This window comes from Patulibacter defluvii, assembly GCF_034096925.1.
GTDB lineage: Bacteria > Actinomycetota > Thermoleophilia > Solirubrobacterales > Solirubrobacteraceae > Patulibacter > Patulibacter defluvii.
The window spans coordinates 289,033-315,250 of the sequence record NZ_JAWZSQ010000003.1 but is presented as its reverse complement, the minus strand read 5'-3'; the positions used below and the strand labels follow the sequence as shown (position 1 = coordinate 315,250).

The following is a 26,218-nucleotide window of genomic DNA, read 5'->3' as shown; positions in this document are numbered from 1 at the left end:
CTCCTACGGCATTGGCGCGAAGCGCCCGGACTGGATCCCATTCGGGATCTGGCGCGGCCGCATCGGGCCCACCGAAATGATCTTGAACGCGTCACGCGGCGTCGTGATCCGTAGCGTGACGCCCTCGACCTCCTGCACCACATTGATGTTGCCGGTCCTCGTGTCGAACAGCCGCTGCGCATTCGGCTCGTGAATCAGTCGCTGAAGATCGTCGTCATCCAGTTTCCCTGCCAAGCGACCCAATCGCAAGTCCTGGAGCTGCCCGGCGACCCGGGGATGAACCTCGAACCGACCTGCCGCGCTTGTTGCGCCCTTTGCGGCGTCGACAACGAGCTCGCGGGCCTCCTCAGCCTCCTCCAAGGCCCGGCCGACACGAAGCCCCTTAAACCACGGCAGCGTCATCGCGCACTCCAGCGCGTCGCTGCACCGCGGATCGAAGGCTCGGACCAGCGCCCCAGGAATCTGCTCGCCAACCCGACGCCGCTCCTCCATCGCCGAGCCCTTGTCGCACTGCGACATCGACATCCACTGGGTCGCGCAACCGTAGAATCGGCCGACGGTCTGTGCGTAAAGCTCCCCCGCTCCGGCTTGTATCAACCCTGCCAGCGTCTGACCGTCACCACCGTTTCCGAACGGGCGGCCGGGCACGCTGCAGCCACCCTTCGGTGCACAGCTCGATGCAACCGCCGCCTGGGCCGGCTTCGGCTTCGGTACCACCTGCGGCAGCTCACCCCGCGCGACCGTTCGGCTCGTCGTCCGACCCCACTGCGTCTGCGCCGCAACATCCCTTTGGTACTGCTGCGGGTTGTTCTTGTAGTAGCCGTGCGACTTCCGCCATGACGGATCGACCTGCCCCGTCTGGATCCCGATCGTCGCGTGCCCGTCCCACTCGCTGCGCGTCGAGGGGTTGCCTGCCGTGAACGCATAGCGCGACGAGGTCAGCGGATCGACCGCTAGGCCCAGATCCCCCGTCGGGTCCTGGAACCGGTCCTGCTGCAGGAACTGGCCAAGGCTGGCGTCGTAGGCACGAGCCTGCATGTCGTAAACGCCGGTCGCAGCATCGACGTAGAAGCCCTGGTACCGGAACGGGTTCTCCTTCGCGTCCTCCGACAGGCCCTTCTCCGGCTTCACCAGCGCGCCGTAGGGGTCGCTGTCGTAGCGGTCGTCGGTGCCGACATCACCGGTCGAGGGCGACTCCAGTCCGACCACGGAACCCTGGGCGTCGGTCTCGTAGGAGCGCCACGACGGTGACCCCGACGAGGGACGAGACAACTGGCCGAGCCGCTGCCCCGTAGCGGTGTACTCGTAGGTCTTGGCCTTGCCGTTCTCCTCCTTCTCCCGCGTCAGCTGCTGGCCCAGGCCCAGGTAGCTGTAGTCGAAGACCTTCAGCTCGGCCGACGAGGCCTGCTGGGCGCACGCCGCCCGTGCCTTCTGGAACGCCGTGGTGTTGTCGTCGTTCTCGCCCGGATCCTGGGAGGTGTCCAGGCCAGTCAGGCGACGATCGCGGCGATCCAGGCCGTCGTAGCAGATCACCTGGTTCTTCTGGAGCGTCCCGCTCTCGGTCCCGTGCGGATCGTCGTCGGCGTGATCGCGCTTGCGCGTGGCGACCATCCGCTCGAACGTGTCGTAGGTGTTCTGGGCCTCCAGACGCCACGTGCTGGTCGGCGTCAGGTTCGCCGGGCAGTTGCCCGCCGACCCGTTCAGATCCGACTCGGAATCCTGCTTCCTGCGCAGCGCCGCCGTCTGCGACCCCATCGGATCGTAGGCATAGCAATCGGTCTGGTAGACCGGATCCGGCAACGCCTCCTCCGGGGGGATCCCGGGCGGAATGTGCTCAGCCGACGGCACGGTGACCGTCTGCCGCGACCGCGTCAGGCGATCACCGACGAAGTCGTTCGTCGTCTCGACCTGCGTCTTGATGACCCCGTAGTCGGTGGCGCTGCCACCCGCGTCGTCCGAATCGTCATCGATCCAGATCTCTTGCTTCACCGCCCGCTGTCGGCCGGATCCGTCGAGCGTGTAGGTGACGGTCTTGCCGGGATCCTTCTCGGTCTGGGCAGGGTCGTCGCCGTCCTGCTGACGCCGCTCCCACTTGGTGAGCTGGTCGCGGGCGTTGTAGTGCCCGATCCCCCGCTCGTCGTGGGTGCGGTTGCCGTTCTCGTCGTACTTGTAGGTGGTGGTCCTGCTCGCTCCGCTGGCGGGGTCGACCTGACGCGTGCGGATCAAGCCGGCGGTGTCGTAGAACCGCGATTCGACCGTGTGATGCTCGCCGGCCGCCGTGGTCTTCGGCTTGGTGATCTGTCGCTGGGCCCCGGAAGGCCAGTAGCGCAGCTCCGTCGTCCGGTCCGCGGGTCCGCTGTCTCCGGCGTCGGTCCAGACACTGACCGCCGTGTTGCGGTCCAGCTCGTCGTAGCCGTACTTGGTGCGGGTGCCGCTGGTGTAGCTCGCCTTGTCCAGATCGTCGGGGTCCTGCGGGTCGGGCACCAGCCGTCCGTCGGTCTTGACCGAGCCGATCAGGTTCGGGGTCTTGTCGACGTAGTCGTAGACCGTGTCCTTGCCGCTGGACCACTCCTCGTCGACCTTGACGGGTCGGCCCGCGCGATCGCGAAGGATCGTCGTGCGGCGCTTGTCGAGGTTCTGGCCGTCCGGGTCGCTGTCGGTCTGGGCCTTCTCCTCGCACTGACCGGCCAGGTTCTCCGGGCTGTGGTGCGACCAATCCGTCATCTGCCGCAGCGCCCCGGAGCGGTCGTAGCGGTAGCTGTAGATCTGCTCCTCGGTCACCTGGTTGCTGCCCGTTCGCCGCAGGCCGCAGCGCGCGCGCATCTGGCCCGACGGCCAGAACGTGGTGTTGACCGATCGCAGGCCGCCGGGAGCGTTCCACTCGGTCTGGTTGCCCTGTCGGTCGTACTTGAACTCCATGTGGATCGACGGACCGCTGCCCTCCAGATCATTGGTCGTCGTGTCGGTGATCCACCCGGCGTCGTTGTGCTTGATGATCGTGTCGTGCTCGGCGCCCGGCGCGCCGGTGGCGTTCGTCTTGTCGTCGTAGATCCCGACGACGCGCTTCAGCAGCCCGCGCGCGGTGTAGTCGTAGCGCTGGCGCCAGCGGACGCGGTTGGCCGCGTTCTGGTCGGCGTCGCCGGCACCCCACGGCAGGTTCCGCGCCTTCAGCAGACCGTCGTCGTCGTACTCGAGAACCTCGGCGTTGCGCGCCTGCTGCCCGTCGCGGGGGAAGCCCGGCGCGTCGGACTCGAGCGGCCGCTTGTTGCTGTCGACGCCCTTCGGCTTGACCGTCCGCCGCAGCCAGCCGTTGCCGTCGTACTCGGTGACCGTCGTCCGGGCATCGGCGCCGTCGCCGACCGTGGTCGTCCACGGCAGGTCGCGACCGTCGTACTCGCGCACCTGGACCTGGCGGACCGGGTCGTTGCCGCTCTTCGCGGCTCCGGGTGCCTCGACGCGGGTGAGGTTCCCGTTGCGGTCGTAGGTCGAGTCGGTGACCAGCGTCTGCGAAGCGGTGCTGTCGGTGACCTGCTCCTCCCGCCTGGTCACGCGGCCGCCGCCGTCGCGGGTGTAGGTCGTCGTGTAGTCGTCGGGATCTCGGCCGGCGACGGCGAACGCTTGCGGACGGATCGTCTTGGCGACCAGGCCGTCCTTGTCGTAGACCTGCTTGGTCGTCGATCCGGACGCGTCGACCGTCTCGACCGGCCGGTCGACCGCGTCGAAGGCGGTTACGATCGTGCCGGTGCTGGTCCCGCCCTTGTCGGTGTCGTAGGTGTCGTTCTTGGCCGGCAGGTCCTGCCGCACCACGTTGCCGTTGCGGTCGTAGACCTGGCTCGTGACGGGCCGTACGCAGCCCGGCTTGGTCGTGTCGCAGTGCGCTGGCGCGTCCTGCGAGAGCACGCGGTCGTACTCGTCGTAGGTCGTGAGCGTCCGCTGCCCTGCCGGATCGATCGTCGCTCGCACGTTGCCCGCCGCGTCGTACTGCCATTGCAGCCGCAGGTCCGAGGCCCCCGACTGGTACGGGATCGTGCGCTCGACCAGCCGGCCGACGGGGTCGTAGGCGAGGTTTTGAGTGATGTACTCCTCGGGCTCGTTCTCGGCCGGCGCCTTGTCGTCCTGACTGGTGACGCTGCGCAGCCGCAGCTCCTCGTCGTAGTCGAGGGTCGTCGCCCCGGCCCGCGGGAGCATGTCCGGTAGGTCCTGCGGCTGCACCTCACCGAAGTCGCCCTTGCCGTCGGTCGCCGGGAGGTCGCCGGCGGTCTGCGTGCTCGGCGCCGGATCGTCCTCGTTGCGCTCGCGAACGTCACCCTGGTCGTAGATCCACCACGAGGGGCGGGTGGTGCTCGCCAGCTCGCCCGTGTCGAGGAACGTGTTGGTCAGCGTCTTGCCGCGGCCGTCGACGATCGTCAGCGGGTCGCCGACGTCGCTGAGGACGGAGTACTTCACGACGATCGGGGAGCCGTACTGATCGTTGCGGCGCGGCAGTTCCCGCGCCTTCAGCTCACCGGTGGGCCAGTACGCCAGCCGGGTCACGAACCCGTTCGCGCCGCCGCCGTCGTTGCCGCGCGGCGAGGTGATCGCGTACGGCTGCCCGTCGTCGCGGCGCTGGTAGGTGGTGTCCGCGGTCACCGTCGTGCCGGCTCCCGGCGCGCTGAACGGGTCCTTGCGCCTGGTCAGCTGGCCGGCGTCGTCGTACTCGTAGCTGGTCTTGCGCCCTGCCGGGGTCGTCTTGTCCCGCAGGTCGTTCTCGTCGTAGCCGTAGTGGGTGTTCAGCCCGACGGTGTCGTCGGCCTCGTTCCCGAACTTGACCGGGTTCTCGGTCGCGTCGGTCAGCCGATCGAAGGCGTCGTAGACGTACAGCTTCCGCTGCAGGTCGGAGTTGCGTGCGTTCGCCTCGGCGTCTTGCGCCGACACATCGCCGTTGGTGTTCGCGTCCGCCTCGGCGACCACGTTGCCGCGAACGTCGTAGGCCCGTGATGTCGTGATCTTCGCCGGGCCGCCCGTTCCCGGGGACGGGGCATCGCGGGTTTGGACGGTGGCCTCGTCGAACTCGTTGTAGGTCCACGTCGTGCGGTGCCCGGCGCTGCCGGGACTCCCCAGCGGATCGCTGCGCACTTCGACGTTGTCGACCGGGTCATAGCGGTAGCGCGTGACCTCTGGGGCGGCTGTGGCGGTACCCGGGTTGGCGTCCGTCGAAGAGGGGTCGTAGTGCGCGACGTCGGCAGTGCGTTCCTCAGCGACCTTGTCCGTCGCGGTGTAGTCCGTCTCGGAGACCTTGCCGACCGCATCGCGCTGGCGGATCGGGTTGTCGTTCGCGTCGTAGGTCGTCGCCGAGACCCGGAAACGGTCCTTGCCCGCCTCTGCCGTCAACGAGGAGCGCTTCGGGATCGCCTGGGCCACTTGGCGATCGAGCGCATCGTAGGTCCACCGCGCAACGAACTTCGGGCCGCTGTAGCGCGCCTCGATCTGCGGCGTGCCTCCCACCGCCGCAACGGGATTGCCGCTGGTCGCCGCGACGGCCTCCTTGAACGGCGGATCGTTAGGCAACGGCTCGTAGGCCGGGTCGGAGCGCGGATCCGCCAGCAGCGTGACGTTGCCGACCTCGTCACGGAACGTCCGCCACGTCTTGCCGCGCTCGTCGACGCGCTTCTGCGGGCTGCCGTTGCCGTCGAAGGTGCTCCACGACTCCGAGACGACGGTGGCCTCGCCCTCATCGGCGTTGAGCGATCCACGGTCTCCGGACGAACCCCACAGACGTGTCCGGTGCGCCGTCATGAGGCCACGGCCGTTGAAGTCGAACTCCTCGTGGCCCCGGGCCGGACGATCGATCGTTCGGACGTCGCCCAGGTTCGGCGTGCTGCCGTAGTCGTAGGAGGTGGTCTTCGGCCCCCGGTCGCCCGGGTTGGTGCCCAGCGGGAGCCACCGTGTCTCGCTCGTCAAGTCGTAGACGAACTCGTAGTCCGCGTCGTGGCTGGGCGTGTCGCCCGAGGCTCCGGTGCCGGTGAGCGTTCCCGGGTGGGTCCGGTAGCCCCAATACCGCTCGCGGGCCTGGCCACCACTGGCACCATGGCCGCCGGCGTGTTGGACCTGCTGCTCCAACTGCCCCAGCGAACCCCAGCTGTAGTCGGTGGTGACCGCCTTCGCAGGCTCGTTCGCGCCGACCGTGACGTAGTCGACGTAGTTGTCGTTGGTCCAGGCCTGGATCGTCTTGCGCGGGGCCAGCGCCGTCTCGTTCTCGGCGGGCGTGGACGGGTCGTCGACGCCCTGGGTGAGCTCAGTCATGCGGCCGGCGTCGTCCATCGTGACCCGGTCGACGTGGCCACGAGCGTCGCGCACCCGCGTGATGCGGCTGCCGCTGGCCGGCGCGTCGAACGAGTAGGACGTTCGGCGCGAGCCGCTGGTCGACGAGCGGTCGTCGACCGACACGACCTTCTGCCGGTTCTCGTACAGACCCAGCGCCCCCAGCAGGCTCTCCACGATCGACTGCACCGGGTCGGCGGTCGTGGCGTAGACGACGTTGGTGTCGTGGCCTCGCGGATCGGTGATCCGATTCAGGTAGCCGGTCTCGACCGTGATCGGCGACGTCAGCTTCAGATAGCCGAACGACCACGTGCGGCGCTGCTCCACCACCGGCGCGTTCTCGGCGACGGTCAACGACGTCAGGCGCTGGCTGGAGTCGTAGCCGAGCTTCGTGACGCGCCGCTGGCCACCGATCAGCTTGCGGTCCTTGACCGCGACCAGCAGGTTCGGGTTGTAGTCGGTGTCCGACGGGCCTGTCTGGTCGTCGTAGGTCAGCGTCCAGGCACGATCATCCACCGCCGATGCCGGAACGCCGCTGAGCTCCGCGGCGCTCAGGCCCGCGGCATCCACGACCCGCTTCAGGCGCTTGGTGCAGACCGGCGTGAAGCCACAACCCGCCAGCCCGATCTGCGTCTCGTACTCCAGATGCAGCTTGTTGCCGTGGCGATCCTCGGTCCAGCTCGGGTAGCCCTCAGCATCGAAGAAGAACGTGGTGCCGTCGGGACGCGTCGCGGCCCAGCGCCGGTCGGCGTCGGTCGTGGAGTAGCGCCGCAGCTCCAGCTCGACGCCCGCGGGCGGCTTGAACCGCAGCCCGGCCCTGCTGTCGTCGCGTTCGAAGACGTGGCGGGTGCCGTCGCCGTCGGTCAGCGTGATCCTCCGCGCGCTGGCGCCCGCGGCGGCATCCCCGACCGGAACACCGAGGTCGTTCTGGATCCAGAGCGGCTCGTTGACGCGCGTGATCGAGCCGAGCTGCAGGCTGAAGCCGCGACCGACGACGCCATACCCGAACGCGCCGCCCTTCAGCAGCAGCGGGACGAGCCCCGACGGCTCGAAGCTGTTGTACGTCAACCGCATCACCGTGTCGAGCCCAACGCCCGGGTTCGACACCGGCGTGACCGACCACAACGCGTTGCCCGTCGCGAGATTGACCCGCAGGTTGCTCCCGGCACCGGTCGCGGTGGTGTCGTAGGTCATCCAGTCCTCGAACCCGAGACCACGCTCCGGCGTCCGCGACACGTCGTTGGGGGGCGTCGAACCTGCGTCATACATCACGGCGACGTCGAACGCCGATGTCGCCGTGTGGGACGCACCGCCGACGAGGTCGACCACCGTGACCTCGACCCGGTGGTTGCCTGCGGTGAGTCCGTCGGCCGAGATGTCGACCTGGTGCTCGGTCGGGCACTGGGTCGCGGTGCAGGTCGGCTGCGTGACCGTCACCGGCTGGCCGTCGATCTTGACCGTCACGGTCTTGACGCCGGAGTACTGGTCCTTCGCCTTGACGGTGATCTTCGTCGGCGCGCTGCCACCAGGAGGCGCGGCGGGACGGATCGCCTGGCCGGGGTTGAGCTGTTCGATGGTCGGCTTGGACTTGTCGACCTTGACCGGGACCGCCAGGGTGGCCTGGTTGTCCATCAGGTCCTTGCCCGTGAGGGTCACCGTGTTGGCGCCTTCGGGCAGCGCACTGGTGTTGACCTGGGTCGACAGTGCTTGCGGGCAACGGTTGTTGCGATCGCCCTGGTTGCCCGTCGTCGGGGTCCCGCGATCGTCGCGGGGGTTCAGCGCCGTGCTCATGCACGCCGGCGTCGCCGCAGACTGGGTCGTCATCCCCGTCGCGGTCGCCTGCAGCGACACCGAACCCAGGCCGTAGTCGGTCGACGTCGCGGTGAACGTCGGACCGGCGTCGACCCACCCGGCCGGCTGGCCGGTGGTCGAGAGGTGCGGCGCCACCTGCTCGCTCATCCGGATGATCGACGAGCCGAGGAACGCCAGACCGTTGCTGGTCGGCTTCCCGGCACCGTTGGAGAGCCCGAACACCGCCAGGTTGCCCGGCCGACCCGCCGTCGGGGTGCTGCCGCCCCACCCGAACGGCTGCGTCATGCCGTGCGAGCGCTGGCTGTAGGTGACCGTGTTCCACGCCTGACCCTCCGCCGCGCAGCCGACGCGGCCGAACGCACCGCCGTACTGGGTGTACGGCCCGGCCGTCGTGTCGGTCGCGGTCGAGTTCTTCCACCACGCGCTCTCGAACGCACCGGCCGGCAGGCTCGTGTTCCGCGGGTCGTAGAGCCCCTCCTGCATGCAGCTGCCGGTGCCGCCCGCCGGCGCGTGCGCGACGTAGCCGTAGTCGACGTTGATGATGTGCGCGTTCTCGTCCAGGTGGGCCGGATCACCCGGCGAGCGGAAGAACCACTGCCCCCACGTCCCCGCCGGATAGGTGTTCGCCGTCGTCGAGTAGATCGTCAGGCCGAACCCGTCGAACCCCTGCCCGTTCACCGACGGGTAGAACGCCGCCGGGGCGTTGGTCGCGAACTCCCACCCGGTGCGATCCGCCGGCGTCCCCGACACCCAGTAGCGCTGATCCTCGACCAACGACGGATCGACCACCACCGGCAGCTGAACGTCGTCGTCGAGATCAACCGAGATCCGCATCTCACGGCCCACGAGGCGCCACTCGACCTTCACCGGCGTGCCGTTGGCGCCGGCCGCGATCGGCGCCTGCAACCGACCGATCACCGTCTTGCCGCGAACGACCTCCGCCCCCAACCGGTGCTCGCCCTCCCGCAGCTCGTCGAACTCCCCGACGATCCGCATCGCCAACCGCGTCGAACTGCGATCAGACCGCAGCACGAACATCCCCTGGCTGCCGCCAGCGGCCGCCGCGGTCACGTAGTCCAGATCCTGCGCGGCGTTTGGCACGATCGCCTTGTCGCCCAACAGCGTCGCGCTGCCGCCGCCCAGCGGCCGGCCGTCCGCCAGCGGCACGACCCCGAACTTCGACTCCGAGAACCACGTCCCGGCGTCCTCAGGCAACGCGCTCCCCGCGCCCAGCCGACGAGCGATCCGGTACCGCGACGGCACGTTCTCCGCCGCCACGTTCGCACCGCGAGCCTCGACCTCGGTGCTCAACGGCGCAAGCGGCGCATCCTTCTCGTCCGACACCGGCACCCGCAGCGGCAGCGTCGACTGCACCAACTGCTTGCGCCGCTCACCGCCCTCCTGCTGCACCAACGCCTGCGACCCACCACCGATGTAGCGCTTGACCCGCTCGCCCTTCTCCGCATCCAACTGCGCGGTGACCTTACGACCCACCAGCCCCTTCAGGTGCTTGCGCAGCGCCCGCAACGCCGCATCGTCGGAAAGCCCCGCCAGCTCCCGAGGACCAACGCGCTCCGCGCCGGCGACCCGCTCGCGATCCGCGGCCGCCTGCCGATCGATGAACTCCTGCACGCCCTGCAGCTGCGGCACCGGCAACGCCGCTGGTCGCTCAGCCTCGTCGTCCGCCGCGACGGCGATCCCTCCGACCGCCCCGCCGGCCACAACCGCACACAGCGCGATCAGCAGCGAGCCGTGACGTCGACCAATCAGACCCAGCGGTGAGCGTTGAAACACCGAAACCCGTCCTCATTCAAGGGAAGACCCTGGCGGAGCGACACGCAGGACGCCCGAGACCGCACGAAGGGGGCGACCCTCGCAACCGGCACCGGCACCGTCAAGAACGTCGACGGATGCGACCGCTATTTCCGGGCGAACTCGACGAACGTCCGATCCAGCGCCCACCCGAAAGGGGGGAAACGCCCACCTCACCCTCCTCCCCAGCATCAGAACCAAGGCGCCAGCGCCAACCGGTGCAGCGCGCCCGCCGCGACCGCCACGGCCCACGCCTCGGGCATGGTCGAGGTTCAGGTCGCGCTGCTCATCGACGCTTTGAGCAGGGCGGCCAGCGACGCTTCTGGATCGGCCAGCGACGAACGGGCCGGCGACAGGCCTTCCGTGATGGCGCGCTTGCTGAACATGAACTCCTGCGGCCGGTTGACGCAGTCGGCGGCGATCAGGCGCTCGTCGGCGAAGTAGAAGCAGGCGAAGCCGCGGCCGGAGGTCGGGTCGCCGCGCAGCACGATGTCGTCGTAGCCGGTGCTGAGGCCGGCGATCTGGAGCTTCAGGTCGTACTGGTCGGACCAGAACCACGGGAGGGCGGAGATCGGCTTCTCCTTGCCGCAGATCGCGCCGGCGACGCTCTTGGCGTGCTCGACCGCGTTGGAGACGCACTCCAGCCGCAGCCGGCGGTCGTACCGCGCATCGAAGTGGTTCGCACAGTCCCCCGCGGCGAAGATGCGCGGATCCTCGGTCCGGCCGTGCTCGTCGATGACGATGCCGTCGTCGACCGCCAGCCCGGCGTCGTGCGCCAGCTCGACGTTCGGCAGGACGCCGACGCCGACGATGACCAGGTCGGCCGCGATCGAGGTGCCGTCCGCGAGCCGGACGGCGCTGATGCGAACCTCTCCCACGAGCTCCGCGACGCCGACGCCGACCCGCAGGTCGACGCCCTCCTCGCGGTGCACGCGGTCGTAGAACGCGGAGACCTCGGGGGCCGTGACCCGCTGCAGCACCCGTTCGGCCGCCTCGAGCACGGTGACGGCGACGCCCGCCTTGCGCAACGACGCCGCCGCCTCCAGCCCGATGTAGCCGGCGCCGACGATGACCGCGCGGTCGGCGGCGGCGAGGCTGCCGCGGATGGCCTCGATGTCGGCCGCGTCCCGCAGGTAGTGGACGCCCGCCAGGTCCGTTCCGGGAACGGTCAGCGGACGCGGTCGGGCCCCCGTGCAGAGCACGAGCTTGTCGTAGCCCAACGTCTCCCCGTCCTCCAGGCGCACGGCTTCGGCCTCGCGGTCGATGCCGGTGACGCGGCCCCTGCGGAAGACCACCTGCTCCTTCTCGTAGAACTCCGGCTTGCGGATCAGCAGGTCCGCGAGCGTCGTCGTCCCCGCGAGGAACGTCTTCGACAGCGGCGGACGCTGGTAGGGCAGCGACGGCTCGTCGCCGATCAACAGGATCTCGCCGGCCCAGCCGTTCTGGCGCAGGCTCGTGCAGAGCTGCGCGCTGGCGTGGCTGGCCCCGACGATGACCACCCGATTGGACGTCATTCTCGCTCCCCGATCGCCGTCGCCCGCGCTCAGGCGGCCGACGTCTCCTCGGCGTGGGCGGTCGTCTCGCGGCGCTCGTCCTTGGGCGTGAGCTGGACCATCATCCGCTCGTAGCCCTTGACGAAGTTCGACTGCACGTACGTGGGCTCGCCGACGACATCGATCCGGTCGAACCGCGCGAGCAGCTCCTCCCACAGGATCCGCAGCTGCATCTCCGCGAGCCGGTTGCCCATGCAGCGGTGCACGCCGAAGCCGAACGACATGTGGTTGCGCGCGTTGGGGCGGTCGATGATGAAGGCGTCCGGGTCCTCGAACTTGCGCTCGTCGCGGTTGCCCGAGGCGTACCACATGACGACCTGGTCGCCCTTGCGGATGAACTGCCCGCCGAAGTGGACGTCCTGCTTGGCGACCCGGCGCATGTACGCCAGCGGGGTCTGCCAGCGGATGATCTCCGAGACCATGTTCGGGATCAGCGACGGATCGGCCTTCAGCTTCTCGAACTGGTCGGGGAACTGGTTCAGGGCGTAGACGCCACCGGACATCGAGTTGCGGGTGGTGTCGTTGCCGCCCACGATCAGCAGCGTGAGGTTGCCGAGGAACTCGAGCGGCTTGTTGATCAGGTCCTTGGTGTCCTCCGAGGTCTGCATCAGGGTGATCAGGTCGAAGCCGTCCGTCTCGCCCGCCGCTCGCCGCGCCGCCTTGTCGTGCCAGAGCGCCGTGAAGCTCGTCGCGAGCTCCTGGGTGGCGGCGTAGAAGTCGTCCTGGTGCGTCGTGCCGCCCGTGCCCTCGGCCGTCCCGCTGATGGTGTCCGACCAGTACGTGAGCTTGTGCCGCTGGTCGAAGGGGAAGTCGAGGAGCGTGGCCAGCATGCGACCGGTGATCTCCTTGGAGACCAGCTGGACCCAGTCGAAGGGCGCGTCGGTCGGCAGGCCGTCGAGCACCTCCTGGACCCGCTCGCGGATCAGCGACTCCATCTCCTTGAGGTTGCGGGGCGCGACGACGCCCTGGACGGCCTTGCGCTGGACGTCGTGCTTGGGCGGGTCCATCGCGATGAACATCTCGATCTCGAGCGGCGGAGGCCCGAGGACGATGTACGGCTCGGCCGAGAAGACCGCCGGGTTGGAGTCGACGGCCTGGATGTCCGCGTAGCGGGTGATCGACCAGAAGGGACCGAACGGGCTGTCGGCGAGGTAGTGCACCGGGGCCTGCTCGCGGAGCCGGGCGAAGTAGGGGTACCACTTCCCCTGCCGGTTCATGAACGGGTTGCTGACGTCGATCTCGGTCAACGGCACGTCGGCCGGATCGGGGATCGGCCGCTCGGTGAAGACCAGCGGCTTGCTCAAGCCGGCCAGGCGCTTGGCCTTCTGCAGGAGGTGCGCGGCCCGCACCTGCCGGTCGACGGGAACGGCCGACTGCACCTTGTCGGCCACCCGGGCCCTGGCCCGCTCGAGAACGCTGTTGGTCGTCGTCATGGTGTTCGCTCGTCTGTCGTGTATGGGAAGGCCCGACGTCACATCTGGAACTCGGGCAGGTGCACCTTGAGCCCGTCGAGGGCCGGGCACGCCTTCACCTGGCAGGCCAGGCGCGAGTTCGGCACGCACTCGGCCGACATGTCGACCATCTGGCTCTCCTCGTCGGAGCGCGTCCCGGTCGTGGCGATCCACGCGTCGTCGACGATCACGTGACACGTCCCGCACGACGCCTCGCCGCCGCAGTCGCCGTCGATGCCGGGAACGCCGTTGCCCGTGGCCAGCTCCATGAGCGACACCCCGTCGACGAGGTCGACGTCATGGCTCGTTCCGTCGTGCTCGACGAAGGTGATGGTTCCCATGCGTGGTCCTTTCTGAGGAGTGGAGGTGCGGCCCGCCACGGCTCCGACCGGGTGACGGCTGCCGCGGAACGACTTTCCCATATGGCTTTACATCATGTCAAGTCATAATGATCTTGTTTAGACTCTGGGCATGGCGACACTCTCCCGGCGGGCCCGCACGGCCGAGACCCGCAAAGCCACCGAGGCCGAGCTGCTGGGAGCCGCCGTCTCGCTGCTCGAGGAGGGCACGGCCTACGCGGACGTCTCGATCGAGCAGATCGTGCGCCGGGCCGGGTTCTCGCGGCCGACGTTCTACACCTACTTCGACGACAAGCGGGCACTGGTCCTCAAGCTCGGCGAAGCGCTGGAGACGGACCTCGCCGAGGCGGCCGAGCCCTGGTTGAGCTTCGCCGACGTCCCGCTCCGCGACACGCTCGCGCGGGTGCTGGCCGTGTTCACCCGGCACCGCGCGAGCGTCCGAGCGATCACCGAGGCCGCGACCTACGACCCTGCGGTCGCCGCGTTCTGGCAGGCGTTCCACGATCGCTTCCGCCCCGGTGCGGAGCGCCGCATCGCCTCCGGCAGCCCGGACCTCGACGACGCCGCCGTCGCCGCTCGCGCCTACGCCCTCGTCTACATGACCGAGCGGACCTTCGTCGAGCACGTCGGCCGGCCGACCGTCGACGAGCGAGCCCTCGTCGACCAGGTCGCGTGGCTCTGGCGAGCCGCGACCTGAGCCCCGTCGCCGCCGCGGGCGGACGCCGGAGCCCCGAGCGCCCGCCCGTGGATCTCCCGGGTCAGTCGGCCGAGGCGCGGGAGCGACGCCGAGCGGCGCCCGTGGTCGCCGCGGCCTGATCCTCCACGGCACCCTCGAGCGTCGCCGAGGCCGGCAGCGCCTCGGGGTGGCCGCTGGCGGTCTTGCCGGCGATCGCCGTGCGCCCGCGGTGGTGGATCGTGGCGTCGGGGTCCTTGGCGGGCACGAAATCGATGGCGCGCTCGCTCATCGCGGTGATCGTCAGCGACGGGTTGACGCCGACGTTGGCCGGGATCGCGGCCCCGTCGCAGACGAGGAGATTCTCGTAGCCGAAGACGCGGTGCTGCTCGTCGATCACGCCGTGCTCGGCGCTCGAGCCGATCGGCGCGCCTCCGAGGATGTGCGCCGTGGTCGGGATCGACAGCAGGGCCTCGGGTACGGCGGAGCCGGGCGCGCCGCCGGTCTTGCGGGCCAGCCACTCCGTGAACGCGTTGGCCGCGGGGATGAAGGTCGGGTTCGGGTTGTCGGCGTCCTGCTCGGTCTGCAGCCGGACGCGGCCATCACGACGCAGGCGTGCCGTGAACCGCATCGAGTTGTCCAGGGACTGCATCACCAGCACGACGATCGACCGCTCCCCCCACCGCGGCTTGAACAGCAGCTCCGCGACCCAGCCGGGGTGGCGGACCATCTGTCCCAGCCACTTCAGCGGCCGGGTGAGGCGGGTGCCGCCGCCGGTCAGCACCGTGAAGAGGTTGCGGATCGCGCCGCCCCCGGAGCCGTAGGTGACGGTCTCGATGTGGGTGTGGGGGTCGGGGTAGATCGACGAGGTGATCGCGACCCGCTTGGTCAGTGCCTCCGCGCGACCGTCGGGCACGGTGACGACGAGGATCGCCTCGCTGTTGGTGCGCACCAGGTGCCCGAGGCGGTCGGAGACCTTCGGCAGGTCGCCGTTGAGCTTGCAGCGGGCGAGCAGCTCGTTGGTGCCCAAGGCGCCACCGGAGATGACGACGCCGCGGGCGCGCGTGACGCGACGGTCCTTGTCGAACCGGCGGCCGGTCCGCTCGTGCGTGACCTCCCACCCGTCGGCGCCGTCGGTGCCGTTCAGGGGGCGCAGCGCGACGACCTCGCGACCGGCGTCGATCTTCGCGCCGTCGCGCTGGGCGAACCAGAGATAGTTCTTGTCGAGGCTGTTCTTGGAGCCCTGGGGGCACCCCAGCATGCAGCGACCGATCCGCGAGCAGCCGGTGCGTGCGGGGCCCTCGCCGCCGAAGTACGGATCGGCGACCTCCTCGCCCGGAGTGTCGAGGTACGTCCCGACGCGCGCCTTGCGGTAGCTGTCCTCGACCCCGATCTCCGCCGCGTACTCCTTCAGCAGCTGATCGGCGAGGTCGTCCTCGGCCACGTCGGTGACGCCGAGCATCCGCTGCGCGGTCTCGTAGTGCGGCGCCAGCTCCTCGCGCCAGTCGGCCATGCCCGCCCACTGACGGTCCCGGAAGAACGCGTCGGGCGGCACGTAGAGGGTCATCGCGTAGACCAGCGAGCCACCACCGACCCCTGCCCCGGACATGACGAAGACGTCCTTGAAGAACGTCAGCTTGAACAGCCCCCGGAGGCCCGCGCGAGGCATGTAGAGCCACTTGCGCAGATCCCACGACGAGCGCGGCATCTCGTCCTCCGTGCGGAAGTGCTCGCCACGCTCCAGGACGGTGACGTCGTAGCCCTTCTCGGCCAGGCGCATCGCCGAGACGCTGCCCCCGAACCCGGAGCCGATGACGAGCCAATCGGTGTCGAACGAGGAAACGGGGTCAAGCATGTGAGGGGCCCTTCGACGTGATCGACCGAGCGCCCGCGCGGGGCGACCGGCCCGCATGGCTGCTCGAGGGACGTCGACACGACGCCCGCTCGGGACCATACGTGACGTATTTACAACATGTCAAGTAGATGTGACAGGCGCCGAGCTCAGAGCGGATTCGCGGGCTCGTCGAGGACGAGCTCGGGCAGGACCGCGGCCAGCTTCAGGGCGGCGTGGAGGGTCACGTCCGCCGGAGAGATGGTCCGCTCGAGCACGGTCTCCGCCCGTCGAACGCGGGCGTAGACGGTGTTCTTGTGCAGGAAGAGGGATTCGGCGGCCGTGACATAGCTGCCGCTCGCCTCGAAGTAGGCCAGCAGCGTGCGGCGCAGCGCGGCCTGCGAGGTCCCGGGTCCCGCGAGCTCGCCGAGCGTCTCGCGGACGAACCGCCCGCACCGCTCGTCGTCCGCCAGGAGCAGCGAGAAGAACTCGACGTGCCGGTACGAGACGGGGGATCGGTCGCTCGGACGGCTGAGGTCCGCCGCCTTCCGGGCTTCCTCGTGGGAGAGCCGAAACCCCTCGATCCCCGGGCGCGGACGTCCGATCGCGATGTGCAGGCCCGCCGCGGCCGCGCGCGCCTCGAGACGCTCGAGCGCCGCCCCGGCGCGCTCCGGTTCCACCGCCGCCCAGACCCAGAGCTCCGACGGGGCGGCGGGAATCAGCAGCCGCCCGACGGGGCCGATCGCGGACAGCGCACCGGTGGCCTCGGCGACGAGCTGCTGCCGGCCGGGGACGTCCGGGTCGCCGGGGTCGGCGTGGACGACCATCGCCACGTGCACGCCGTTGAGGTCGTACGACAGACGCCCCGACGCCGCGTGCGGGTCGACGACCTCGCGCGAGAGCACGTTCTGCGCGGTCTGCAGGCGAAGCTCGTCGGCGCTGGGCACCCACGAGGCGCGCTCGACCTCGTAGATCTCGTCGTGGGCCTCGGACGCGTTGTCGACGTAGGCGAAGAGGAGGTCGGCGAGCTGATCGGCGAGCGCGAGGTTCGCCTCCGGGTCGGCGCTCAGGCGCCGCATCAGCGTGCTCCACAGGTAGCTGTGCCCGATCCTGTAGCCCCGGATCAACGCCGCCTTGGGCACGCGGCGGTGGACCATCGCGACCGTGAACTCCCGAGCGACGTCGGGAACCACGATCGTGCCCGCAGGTCCCGACCCGCGGTCGATGAGTCGCATGACCGCTTCGATGTTCACCGCACAGCAGGCCCGCAGCTCACGCAGGAGCGGACGGCGAGCCGTGGCCTCGGCGAACTCCGGCACGTGGTCCAGGATGTGCTGCGCCATGCCGACCGCCTCGACCGCCGGGTCGACGTGCAGCACCCCCGAGAGCTGCGGCACCAGCGCGCCGACGTCCACCCCACGCCCGGTCCGGCCCGCGCCCCACGGCGGCGCGTCGGGCTGCGGGTCCCCGGGCCTGGCCCGGGAGCTCATGCGTCACCTCGCCGACTCGTTCCGGACGCGGAAGCGCCGGGTCGACAGATCCCGGAGAGCGCGGCGAAGAGCCGTCCTGACGTGCCAGTCACACCCGCACGTTACGGTATGGCTTGACAAGATGTCAAGTTCATATGTAAGTAGCCGGTGATCGGGTCTGGCCGCGACGGCCGCTCCACGTCGCGACGTTTCGCGTGGCCCGAATCTTGACGGTCTGTCATGATCGAGGTGTGCGCTGTCCGCATCGAGGTCCGTCTCGGTGCACCTCCCCCGGCCGCGCGCGACTCGATCTGGTGGATGGGCCTTGTCCGACGGGGGAATTTCGATGCTTGGAGGCGCGCGCTGGAGCGGCCGACGCCTACGGGAGGGCCGTCCAACTCGGGGGCGGCTGGTCGCTGCTCATCGTCGGCTCACGGGAGCCCGGCTTCTGGACCGGCGGGTGGTTCGCCTTGGCCGGAACCAGCCTCGCCACCGCGGTGCTCGCCACCGGGCCGTTCCGCAACCGGCCCTACGCCGCGCTGCCGACGCTGCTCGGCGCGCTCGTCGTCGCCGGCTCGAGCCCCAGCCACCTGGTGCATCTCGCGGCCTTCGGGGCGATCCTGTTCTGGACCCTGGGCCACCCTCCTCGCACCCCGCTGCTGCTCGGTGCGCTGCTCACCACCGGGCTCACCGGCGTCTGCGTCGCCCACGGCGACCCCTGGCCGTCGATCGTCATCGTCATCGTCAACGGCCTCTGGCTGACCCTGGGCTCGGCCCTCATCGCCGGGGCCTGGCGGGGCAGGGCAACCGGCAGCGCCCGATCGCGCGCCACCGGCATCCGAACCGCAGAGGCCGTCGCGCTCGAGCGCGACGCACGCCTGCAGGTCGCCGGCGAGATCCACGACGGCCCGCTGCAGACGCTCTACGCCGCCGCGCTCCACATCGATGACCCGCGACGGGCGACGGACACCGCCGATCTCCTCCGCCGGGCCGCGATCGAACTGCGCGCGCTGATCGCCGACGCCGCAGTCGAGAGCCGCCACCGCCCAGGCGCTGCGTGACTGGTGCGAGGTCCTGTCCACACGGCGGCCCCTGACCTGGTCGATCCACATCGACCGCCACCTCACGACGATCGACCCCCTCGCGCTCAACGCCGCGAGGGAGTTCCTCACGAACGCGGCGCGGCACGGGCACGGCCCGTCCGTCTCCGCCCACCTGCGGTCCGCCCGCGACGGGATCCGCGTCGAGGTCCGCAACGACGGGACCTGCCCCGACGAGATCATCCCGGGCACGGGGCTCACCCTGCTCCGGGCCCGGCTCGCGCGCCGGGGCGGCAGCCTGAGCGTGCGGCCCGCGCCCACCGGCGGCACGGTCGCCACCGCCCTGATCCCCGCCGTTGCCCTGCTCGCACGACCGGAGGACGCGACCGCGCGTCCGCGCCCCCAGGCCCGCCCGCGCGCCGCCGCCCGCGCCCGGGCGGACCGATGGCGCGCCCGCCGAGCCGTCGAGACGCCCGATCGCGCCGCGATCTGAGCCCGCGCGACAGCAGTTCCGGGCTTCGCCTTCCTCGCCGGCCGCCGCCCGCCGCGGGATCGCGCCGTCCGCCACCCCTACCCCTCGGGCAGCGCCCGCTCCGTGATCGCCGCGGCGTTGGCGGCGTCGACTCCCAGCATCCGCAGCACGCCCGCCGCGTGCGCCTGCTCGGCGGTCGGCCCGGCGACGTGATCGAGCACCGCGCGCATCACGCCGAGCAGCGCGCCGCCCATCGCGAACAGCGCCGTCGGGACGTCGTCGACGGCGAAGCGGCCCTCGTCGATCCCGCGCTGCAGGTCGCGCGTGGCGCGCGCCCCGAGGACGTGGCGCAGCACGTCGTGCGAGGTGTCCAGGCGCACCAGCAGCCAGGCCCACACGGGGTCGCGCCCCGCCAGGCGGACGAAGTAGCGGTGGGCGACCGCCATCACCTCGGCCGGGTCGTCGAGCGACTCGGTGAGCGCGTCGACGGCCGAGGCGTGCGCCTCGACCGCCTGTTCGATCACCGCCTCGACGATCGCGTCCTTGGAGTCGAAGTGGTTGTAGAAGGACCCGAAGCCGACGTCGGCGCGGTCGGTGATCTCGTTGATCCGGGTGACGTCGAAGCCCTGCTCGGCGAACAGCTCGCGGGCGGCGTTCGTCAGCCGCGCCCGCGTCTCCGCCCGCCGCCGGGCCATCCGGGAGGTGCTCATCGGCATGATCCTATCGCTATCGATCCAGACATCAATATTGACAAGTTCATCAGTCTTGCCGTACGCTGGCCGCGTCCCGCTCTCCGACGCACTGGCCGCATGCTCCTTCGCACCCTTCCCTCCGGTCCCGCCGTCCACGACGCCGCCCGCGATCGCTGGCTCGACGTCCGACGCGTCGCGGCGGCGGCCGAGCTGCCCGCCGACAGCCCGCTGCACGACGGTGACCTGCTGGCGCTGCTGGCCGACGACGCGGCCCGCGCCGCCCTGGCCCCGCTGCTCGCGGTCGCCGACGACGACGCCGCGGTCGACGCCGCGGACGCCGGCCTGCCCTTCAGCGCGCGCTCGATGCGGGCCTTCATGGTCTTCCCCAGCCACGTCGAGCAGTCGTCGCGGATGCTGGTCCGGCGGTTCTTCCCCGCCCCCCAGGCCCGCGCGGTCGCGACCTTCGAGCGGGTGACGGGACGGACCTTCCCGAAGCTCAAGCCGAACGCGGCCTTCTACGCGGCGCCCCCGATGTACGTCGGCAACCACAGCGCGATGCTGGCCGACGGCCAGGACCTGTGGTGGCCCTCCTACACCCGCTTCCTCGACTTCGAGCTGGAGCTCGCCTGCGTGCTGGCCCGCCCGTTGTCGGACGCCACGCCCGACGAGGCCCGCGCGGCGATCGGCGGCTGGTTCGTGCTCAACGACTGGAGCGCGCGCGACGTGCAGGCCGACGACGCGCGCACCAGCGTCTTCGGTCCGGTCGTGAAGTCGAAGACGTTCGCCAACTCGATCGGGCCGGACGTGCTGACCGCCGACGCGCTGCCGGATTGGCGGCGGGCGACCGGGCGCGTGCTCGTCGACGGCGAGCTGTGGTGCGAGGGCAGCACCGCCGACGCGACCTGGGACATCGGCGACATGCTCGCCCACGCCTCGAAGGGCGAGTACCTGGACGCCGGCGACGTCGTCTCGACCGGCACCATGCCCGGCTGCTGCGGGCTGGAGATCGACCGCTGGATCGCGCCCGGCCAGACCGTCCGGCTGGAGATCGACGGCATCGGCTCGCTGACCACGACGGTCTCGCCGACGGCCACCCCGGCCTCCGTGCTCGGCGCTCGATGAGGCGATGACCGTGGACTGCGACGTCCTGATCGTCGGCCTGGGACCGGTCGGCGGGCTGCTGGCCAACCACCTCGGCCAGGCCGGCGTCGCGACGATCGTCGTCGACGAGGCCGCCGGGACCTACGACCTGCCGCGCGCCGCCGTCGTCGACGACGAGGTGCTGCGGATCTTCCAGGCCGTCGACCTCGACCGGGCGGTGCTGCGCGACGCCCAGGTCCAGCGCGCGATCACCTACGTCACCCAGCACGGCACGGCGGTCGACATCCTCCGGCCCGAGCGCGGCGAGCTCGCGCAGCCGCGGCTAGTCTCGATCCACCAGCCGTCGATCGAACGGCGCCTGGTCGAGGGGCTCGGCCGCTTCGCGAGCGTCGACGTGCGCTGGCGGACGCGGATCGAGACGGTCGACCGGGCCGCCGACCACGTCGACGCGTGGGTCCGGCCGGCGACCGGCGGACCGCTCGCCCGGCTGCGGGCCCGCTGGCTGGTCGGCTGCGACGGCGGCCGCAGTCCGGTCCGCGGGCGGATCGGCGCCGGCTTCCGCGGCTCGACCTTCGCCCAGCGCTGGATCGTCCTCGACGCGCTCGTCGACGGCCCGGTTCCCGGCGCGCCGCACCCGCACTTCGTCGGCGATCCCGACCGGCCGACGGTGTCGCTGCCGATGTCGCCCGGACGCCACCGGTGGGAGTTCATGCTGCGCCCGGACGAGGACCCGGCGCCGCTGCTCGCGCCCGCCGGGCTCGCGCGGCTGCTGGCGCCGTGGACCAGCGCCGGCCTCGGCCTCGAGGTCGAGCGGGCGATCGTCTACGCGTTCCACGCCCGCACGGCCTCGCGGTGGCGCCGCGGCCGGGTCCTGCTGGCCGGGGACGCCGCCCACGTGATGCCGCCGTTCATCGGCCAGGGGTTCTCGTCCGGCGCCCGCGACGTGGCGAACCTCGCCTGGCGCCTCGAGGCCGTGCTCGCCGGCGCGCCGTCGCGGCTGCTGGACGACTACGAGCGCGAACGTCGCGGCCACGTCCGGGCGATGCAGCGGCTGGCCGTGCGCTGGGGCGGCGTGCTGCAGACGACCGACCCGCGGACGGCGGCGCTGCGCGACCGGCTGCTGCCGCTGCTGGACCGCGTCGGCGTGGTCGCGATCGCGCGCCGCCACGCGATGCCGCGGCCCAACGTCGCCGCCGGCACCTTCGCCCGCCGTCCGCGGCGGCTGCCGTTCCGCCGCGTCACCGGCTCGCTCTTCCCGCAGCCGCTCGTGACCCGCGACGGCGTCCCGACGCGACTGGACGACGCCGTCGGTCGCGGCTGGACGCTGCTGACCACCGGTGGCGACGACGAGCCGGCCGACGGCCCCTGGCGGACCGTTCGGGTGGGCCGCGACCTGGACGACCGCGACGGCGCGATCGCCCGCTGGCTCCGCGCGCGCGGCGCGACCTGGGTGCTGCTGCGGCCGGACCGCTGGGTCTACGCCAGCGGCGCGACCGGCGACCTCGCCGACGCCCGTGCCGCGCTGGCCCGCCACCTCGGCCCGGCCGCTCGCGTCCCGGCCGGCCGCCGCCCGGAGGTCGTGGCGTGACGATCGCGATCCTCGGCGGCAGCGGCCGGATCGGCGCCCCGCTGGCGCGCGAGCTGGCGGACCGCGGCGTCGACGCCCGGCTGCTGGTCCGCGACCCGGGCCGCGGCGACCTGCCGCTGCCGGCGGTTCGCGGCGACCTGCGCGACCGCGCGAGCCTGGCCACGGCGCTCACGGGCTGCCGCGGCCTGTTCCTGCTCACGCCGCACGGACCCGAGCAGGAGGCCCACGAGCGCGCCGCCGTCGACGCGGCGCTCGCGGCCGGGGTCGAGCGGATCGTGAAGGTCTCCGGCTGCGCCGCGTCGCTGTCGCCGAACGGCCCGACCGCGGCCGCCGCGGGCCACTGGCGGACCGAGCGGCTGATCGAGCGCAGCGGCGTGCCGTTCGCGTTCCTGCGGCCGGCGTTCCTGCTCCAGAACCTGCTCGACACGGTCGCGCCGATCGTGGCCCGCACCGGCGCGCTGATCGGGCCGTTCGCCGACGAGCCGATCGCGATGGTCGACGCCCGCGACGTGGCCGCCTGCGCCGCCGCGCTGCTCGTCGCCCCGACCCCCGGCGACGACGCCCACGCGCTCACCGGCCCGGCGCCGGTCACGCACCGCCAGATCGCCGCGGCGCTCGACGCGCGGCTGCTGCGGCTGCCGCTGCCGCTGGTCGCCCGCGCGCTGCGCCGACGCGGCGGCAGCGCGTGGGAGCGCGAGCACCAGTTGCGGATGGCGCGCTTCTACGCCTCCGGCGCCGAGGGCGGCACGACCGCCGCCGTCCGCGCGCTGACCGGCCGGCCCCCGCGAGACCTCGCCGGGTTCCTCGCCGAGCACGCCGACGCCTTCACCGGGACCAGCGCCCGGCACGCCCCCGCACCCGCCCTCCAGGAGACCCCGTCGTGATCAACCGGATCGGCCACATCGCCCTCCGCGTCGCCGACCTCGACGCCGCCGTCGGCTTCCAGCAGGAGGTCATCGGCATGGTCGAGAGCGAGCGCCTGGCCGGCGTCTCGTACCTGACCTGCAACGACCGCCACCACGAGCTGATCCTGATCGAGGACCCGCTCCGCCGCGGCTACGACCACATCGCGCTGGAGGTCGACGACCCGGCCGACCTGGAGGCGATCGCCGGCCGCGTCGCGCGGTTCGGCGGCCGCGTCCTCGGCGACGTCTACGAGGGCGAGCCGGGGATCGATCGCGCGATCCGGATCGCGAGCGCCGAGGGCCACGTCTTCAAGCTCTTCCACGGCATGCGGCGCGTCGCCGCGCCGCCGGCCGGCGACCGGCCGCGCAAGTTCGAGCACGTCTCGGTCAAGGTCCGGCGCCCCGGGCGCTTCGAGCGGTTCCTGCGCGACGGCCTCGGCCTGCGGTTCTCCGACCGGATGGGCCCGTTCGCCAGCTGGTGGCACGCCGACGCCGACCACCACGGGATCGCGGTCGTCTGGTCGCCGACCGCCGCGCTGTCGCACTACGCCTACGCCTGGCCCGACCTCAACGCCCTCGGCCGCGTCGCCGACCGGCTGGCGCAGCGCGACCGCAAGCTGATCTGGGGCCCCAGCCGGCACGGGCCGGGCAACAACCACTTCGCCTACCACCACGACGAGGACGGGGCGATGATCGAGCACTGCTCCGAGCTGGCGCAGATGCCGCCGGTCGGCGACTACCAGCCGCGCCGCTGGCGCTGGGATCCGACGACGATCAACCAGTGGGGCGGCCCGCCGCCGGCGCGGTTCCTGCTGACCGGCTACCCGATCGTCCCGCCCGAGCCGGGTCGGCCCAGCTGGGCGATCGGCCCGGGCGACGAGCCGTCCCCGCCGGCCGCGGACTAGGCGACGGGAGCCCCGGTGCGCCGACGCCATCAGCCGCCGCGCGGATCCGACGCGCCGGTCCTCGACCTGGACCTCTACGACCGCCGGGCGCTCGCCGATCCCGACGGCACCTACGCCGCGATCCGCGACGCCGGGCCGGCGGTCTGGCTGCCCCGCCACCGGATCTTCGCGATCGGCCGCTACGCCGACGTCCGCGCCGCGCTCAAGGACTCCGAGACCTTCGCCAGCGGCGACGGCGTGGCCGCCAATCCGCTCGCCAACCGGCTCGGCCGGCGGACCACGATCTCCGCCGACGGCGACGTCCACGCCACCCGCCGCGGCGTGCTGCTGCGCTCGGTCGGCGCGAAGTCGCTGGCCCACCTGCGCGAGCAGGTCCAGCGGGAGGCCGAGCAGGTCGTCGAGGAGCTGCTGACGGGCGGCGCGTTCGACGGCGTCGAGGACTTCGCCAGCGCGCTGCCGCTGCGGGTCGTGGCCGACCTCGTCGGCGTCCGCGTCCCGCACGAGCGGCTGCTCGCCTGGGGCCGCGCCACGTTCGACGGGCTGGGACCGGTCAACGGCCGCGGCCTGCGCGCCGCCGGGGCCGCGCTCGACCTCTGGCGCTACGCCCGGCGCCTGCGGCGCGAGATGGTGGTCCCCGGCGGCTGGGCCGAGAGCGTCTTCGACGCGGCCGACGCCGGCGAGATCAGCCAGCGCGAGGCGCGCACGATGGTGATCGACTTCGTCGCCCCCAGCCTCGACACGACGATCCTCGCCTCGGCGGCGCTGCTGCGGGACCTGGCGACCGTCGATGGGTTGTGGCCGCGGCTGCGCGAGCAGCCGGACCGGATCCCGGCGGCGGTCGTGGAGTCGGTGCGGCTGTCGTCCCCGATCCGCGGCTTCACCCGCCGGGTGGCCCGCCCCGCCGTCGTCGACGGCACCACGCTGCCCGTCGGCAGCCGGGTGGCGGTGCTCTACGCCGCCGCCAACCACGACGAGCGCCAGTTCGCCGAGCCGCGGCGCTTCGACCTCGACCGCCGGCCCGCCGCCAACTTCGGCTGGGGCAACGGCCCGCACACCTGCGTCGGCATCCACCTGGCGAAGCTCGAGATGCAGGCCCTGCTGCACGCGATGGTCCCCCGCGTCGCGTCGGTCGAGACCGGCCAGCCGACCTGGCTGCACAACAACACGCTCCAGGGCATCGAGCGACTGCCGGCGCGGCTGCACTCGCTCGACCCGGAACGACGCGAGGGTTGAGCGCCACCGCCCTACGCCCCGACGCGCCGCGACAGCTCGACGAGCCGGTTCGAGAAGCCCCACTCGTTGTCGTACCAGGCGAAGACCTTCACCTGATCGCCGACGACCTGGGTCAGCGGCGCGTCGAAGACGGCGGAGTGGGCGTTGCCGACGATGTCCGCGGAGACGAGCGGCGCCTCGGAGTAGGCCAGGTAGCGCGACAGCGCCGGGGTCGCGGCGGCCGCGCGAAAGGCGGCGTTGACCTGCTCGACGGTCGCCGGCCGCGTGAGCTTGGCGGTCAGGTCGGTGATCGATCCGACCGGCACCGGCACGCGCAGCGAGACCGCCGTCAGCTTCCCGTCGAGCTCCGGGATGATCCGTCCGATCGTGCGGGCCGCGCCGGAGGAGGTCGGGATCGTCGACAGCGCGGCGGCGCGGGCCCGGCGGAGGTCGCCGTGCGGGGCGTCGTGCAGGCGCTGATCGCTGGTGTAGGCGTGGATCGTCGTCATCAGGCCGGACTCGACGCCGAACGCCTCGTGCAGCACCTTCGCCATCGGCGCGAGGCAGTTGGTGGTGCAAGAGCCGTTGGAGAACACGTCCCCCGTCAGGTCGACGGCGTCGTCGTTGACCCCCAGGACGAGCGCGGGAACGGCGTCGTCGGCCGGGGCGGAGATGACGACCTTGCGGGCCCCCGCCGCCAGGTGCTCGCGGGCGCGGCGCGAATCGGCGAAGCGGCCGGTCGCCTCGATCACGACGTCGACGTCGACGTCGCGCCAGGGGATCCGGGCCGGCTCGCGCTCGGCGGTGACGGTGATCCGCGCCCCGCCGACGACGATCGCGTCGCCGTCGACCCGCACGCCCTCCAGGTGGCCTGCCAGCGAGTCCCACTCCAGCAGCGTGGCGAGCGTCGTGGCGTCGGCCAGGTCGTTGATCGCGACCACCTCGACGTCGGCCGCGCCGCGCAGGACCGCGCGCAGGACGCCGCGGCCGATCCGGCCGAAGCCGTTGATGCCGATCCGGACGGTCATGGGGAGCCTTCTTCC

Annotated in this window: 16 protein-coding genes; 8 read left to right on the top strand and 8 right to left on the bottom strand. The window is 71.6% G+C overall.

Annotated features, from left to right (window positions below):
- Positions 1-3: 3 nt before the first annotated feature.
- The 4 genes from SH587_RS05360 to SH587_RS05345 form a co-directional block, all read right to left on the bottom strand.
- Positions 4-9,906: an RHS repeat-associated core domain-containing protein gene (locus SH587_RS05360; RefSeq protein WP_320669549.1), complete on the bottom strand. Its 9,903-nt coding sequence runs from the start codon at positions 9,904-9,906 to the stop codon at positions 4-6.
- Between the two features lie 290 nt (positions 9,907-10,196).
- Positions 10,197-11,438, bottom strand: a complete 1,242-nt coding sequence (locus tag SH587_RS05355) for an NAD(P)/FAD-dependent oxidoreductase (RefSeq protein ID WP_320669548.1) — start codon at positions 11,436-11,438, stop codon at positions 10,197-10,199.
- 29 nt (positions 11,439-11,467) lie between these two features.
- On the bottom strand, positions 11,468-12,910 hold the full coding sequence (locus tag SH587_RS05350) for a cytochrome P450 (protein ID WP_320669547.1): 1,443 nt from the start codon (positions 12,908-12,910) through the stop codon (positions 11,468-11,470).
- A gap of 38 nt (positions 12,911-12,948) precedes the next feature.
- Positions 12,949-13,269 carry a 2Fe-2S iron-sulfur cluster-binding protein gene (locus tag SH587_RS05345; RefSeq protein WP_320669546.1) on the bottom strand — a complete coding sequence of 107 codons (321 nt, stop codon included), beginning with the start codon at positions 13,267-13,269 and terminating at the stop codon, positions 12,949-12,951.
- A gap of 130 nt (positions 13,270-13,399) precedes the next feature.
- On the opposite strand from SH587_RS05345, the gene SH587_RS05340 reads away from it, so the two are divergent.
- On the top strand, positions 13,400-13,984 hold the full coding sequence (locus SH587_RS05340; RefSeq protein ID WP_320669545.1) for a TetR/AcrR family transcriptional regulator: 585 nt from the start codon (positions 13,400-13,402) through the stop codon (positions 13,982-13,984).
- Positions 13,985-14,045: 61 nt separating this feature from the next.
- Here SH587_RS05340 and SH587_RS05335 read toward each other — a convergent pair whose 3' ends face one another.
- Positions 14,046-15,815 (bottom strand): FAD-dependent oxidoreductase, encoded by a 1,770-nt coding sequence (locus SH587_RS05335; RefSeq protein ID WP_320669544.1) that lies wholly within the window; start codon positions 15,813-15,815, stop codon positions 14,046-14,048.
- Positions 15,816-15,961: 146 nt separating this feature from the next.
- Positions 15,962-17,206: a PucR family transcriptional regulator gene (locus tag SH587_RS05330; RefSeq protein WP_320669543.1), complete on the bottom strand. Its 1,245-nt coding sequence runs from the start codon at positions 17,204-17,206 to the stop codon at positions 15,962-15,964.
- Between the two features lie 404 nt (positions 17,207-17,610).
- On the opposite strand from SH587_RS05330, the gene SH587_RS05325 reads away from it, so the two are divergent.
- Together SH587_RS05325 and SH587_RS24600 are read left to right on the top strand one after the other, a co-directional pair.
- Positions 17,611-18,321 carry a sensor histidine kinase gene (locus SH587_RS05325; RefSeq protein ID WP_320669542.1) on the top strand — a complete coding sequence of 237 codons (711 nt, stop codon included), beginning with the start codon at positions 17,611-17,613 and terminating at the stop codon, positions 18,319-18,321.
- A complete protein-coding gene (locus tag SH587_RS24600) occupies positions 18,314-18,793 on the top strand; it encodes an ATP-binding protein (RefSeq protein WP_375341734.1) in 480 nt (159 codons plus the stop codon). The genes SH587_RS05325 and SH587_RS24600 overlap by 8 nt, the downstream gene beginning before the upstream one ends.
- A gap of 77 nt (positions 18,794-18,870) precedes the next feature.
- On the opposite strand, the gene SH587_RS05320 is transcribed toward SH587_RS24600, so the two are convergent.
- Complete coding sequence (locus tag SH587_RS05320; RefSeq protein ID WP_320669541.1) at positions 18,871-19,482, bottom strand: TetR/AcrR family transcriptional regulator; 612 nt, start codon at positions 19,480-19,482, stop codon at positions 18,871-18,873.
- A gap of 99 nt (positions 19,483-19,581) precedes the next feature.
- On the opposite strand from SH587_RS05320, the gene SH587_RS05315 reads away from it, so the two are divergent.
- From SH587_RS05315 to SH587_RS05295, 5 genes are read left to right on the top strand one after another with little or no spacing between them, the layout of a single operon-like run.
- The gene (locus SH587_RS05315) at positions 19,582-20,586 is read left to right on the top strand and encodes a fumarylacetoacetate hydrolase family protein (protein WP_320669540.1); all 1,005 of its coding nucleotides are present in this window, start codon (positions 19,582-19,584) and stop codon (positions 20,584-20,586) included.
- A 4-nt stretch (positions 20,587-20,590) separates the two neighbouring features.
- Entirely contained in the window at positions 20,591-22,153 is a 1,563-nt protein-coding gene (locus SH587_RS05310) for a bifunctional 3-(3-hydroxy-phenyl)propionate/3-hydroxycinnamic acid hydroxylase (RefSeq protein ID WP_320669539.1), read from the top strand.
- Positions 22,150-23,037 carry an SDR family oxidoreductase gene (locus SH587_RS05305; protein ID WP_320669538.1) on the top strand — a complete coding sequence of 296 codons (888 nt, stop codon included), beginning with the start codon at positions 22,150-22,152 and terminating at the stop codon, positions 23,035-23,037. Before SH587_RS05310 ends, SH587_RS05305 begins: the two co-directional genes overlap by 4 nt.
- Positions 23,034-23,963, top strand: coding sequence for a VOC family protein (locus SH587_RS05300; RefSeq protein WP_320669537.1), 930 nt, complete (start codon positions 23,034-23,036; stop codon positions 23,961-23,963). The genes SH587_RS05305 and SH587_RS05300 overlap by 4 nt, the downstream gene beginning before the upstream one ends.
- Before the next feature lie 15 nt (positions 23,964-23,978).
- Positions 23,979-25,196 carry a cytochrome P450 gene (locus tag SH587_RS05295; protein ID WP_320669536.1) on the top strand — a complete coding sequence of 406 codons (1,218 nt, stop codon included), beginning with the start codon at positions 23,979-23,981 and terminating at the stop codon, positions 25,194-25,196.
- An 11-nt stretch (positions 25,197-25,207) separates the two neighbouring features.
- On the opposite strand, the gene gap is transcribed toward SH587_RS05295, so the two are convergent.
- Entirely contained in the window at positions 25,208-26,203 is a 996-nt protein-coding gene (gene gap, locus SH587_RS05290) for a type I glyceraldehyde-3-phosphate dehydrogenase (RefSeq protein ID WP_320669535.1), read from the bottom strand.
- Between the last annotated feature and the right edge of the window lie 15 nt (positions 26,204-26,218).

Excerpts from the sequence above, each read along its gene's own strand:
- SH587_RS05340 (WP_320669545.1), top strand. The coding sequence starts at position 13,400 with ATGGCGACACTCTCCCGGCGGGCCCGCACGGCCGAGACCCGCAAAGCC.
- SH587_RS05335 (WP_320669544.1), bottom strand. The coding sequence starts at position 15,815 with ATGCTTGACCCCGTTTCCTCGTTCGACACCGATTGGCTCGTCATCGGC.
- SH587_RS05355 (WP_320669548.1), bottom strand. The coding sequence starts at position 11,438 with ATGACGTCCAATCGGGTGGTCATCGTCGGGGCCAGCCACGCCAGCGCG.
- SH587_RS05350 (WP_320669547.1), bottom strand. The coding sequence starts at position 12,910 with ATGACGACGACCAACAGCGTTCTCGAGCGGGCCAGGGCCCGGGTGGCC.
- SH587_RS05345 (WP_320669546.1), bottom strand. The coding sequence starts at position 13,269 with ATGGGAACCATCACCTTCGTCGAGCACGACGGAACGAGCCATGACGTC.
- gap (WP_320669535.1), bottom strand. The coding sequence starts at position 26,203 with ATGACCGTCCGGATCGGCATCAACGGCTTCGGCCGGATCGGCCGCGGC.
- SH587_RS05310 (WP_320669539.1), top strand. The coding sequence starts at position 20,591 with ATGACCGTGGACTGCGACGTCCTGATCGTCGGCCTGGGACCGGTCGGC.
- SH587_RS05315 (WP_320669540.1), top strand. The coding sequence starts at position 19,582 with ATGCTCCTTCGCACCCTTCCCTCCGGTCCCGCCGTCCACGACGCCGCC.
- SH587_RS05320 (WP_320669541.1), bottom strand. The coding sequence starts at position 19,482 with ATGAGCACCTCCCGGATGGCCCGGCGGCGGGCGGAGACGCGGGCGCGG.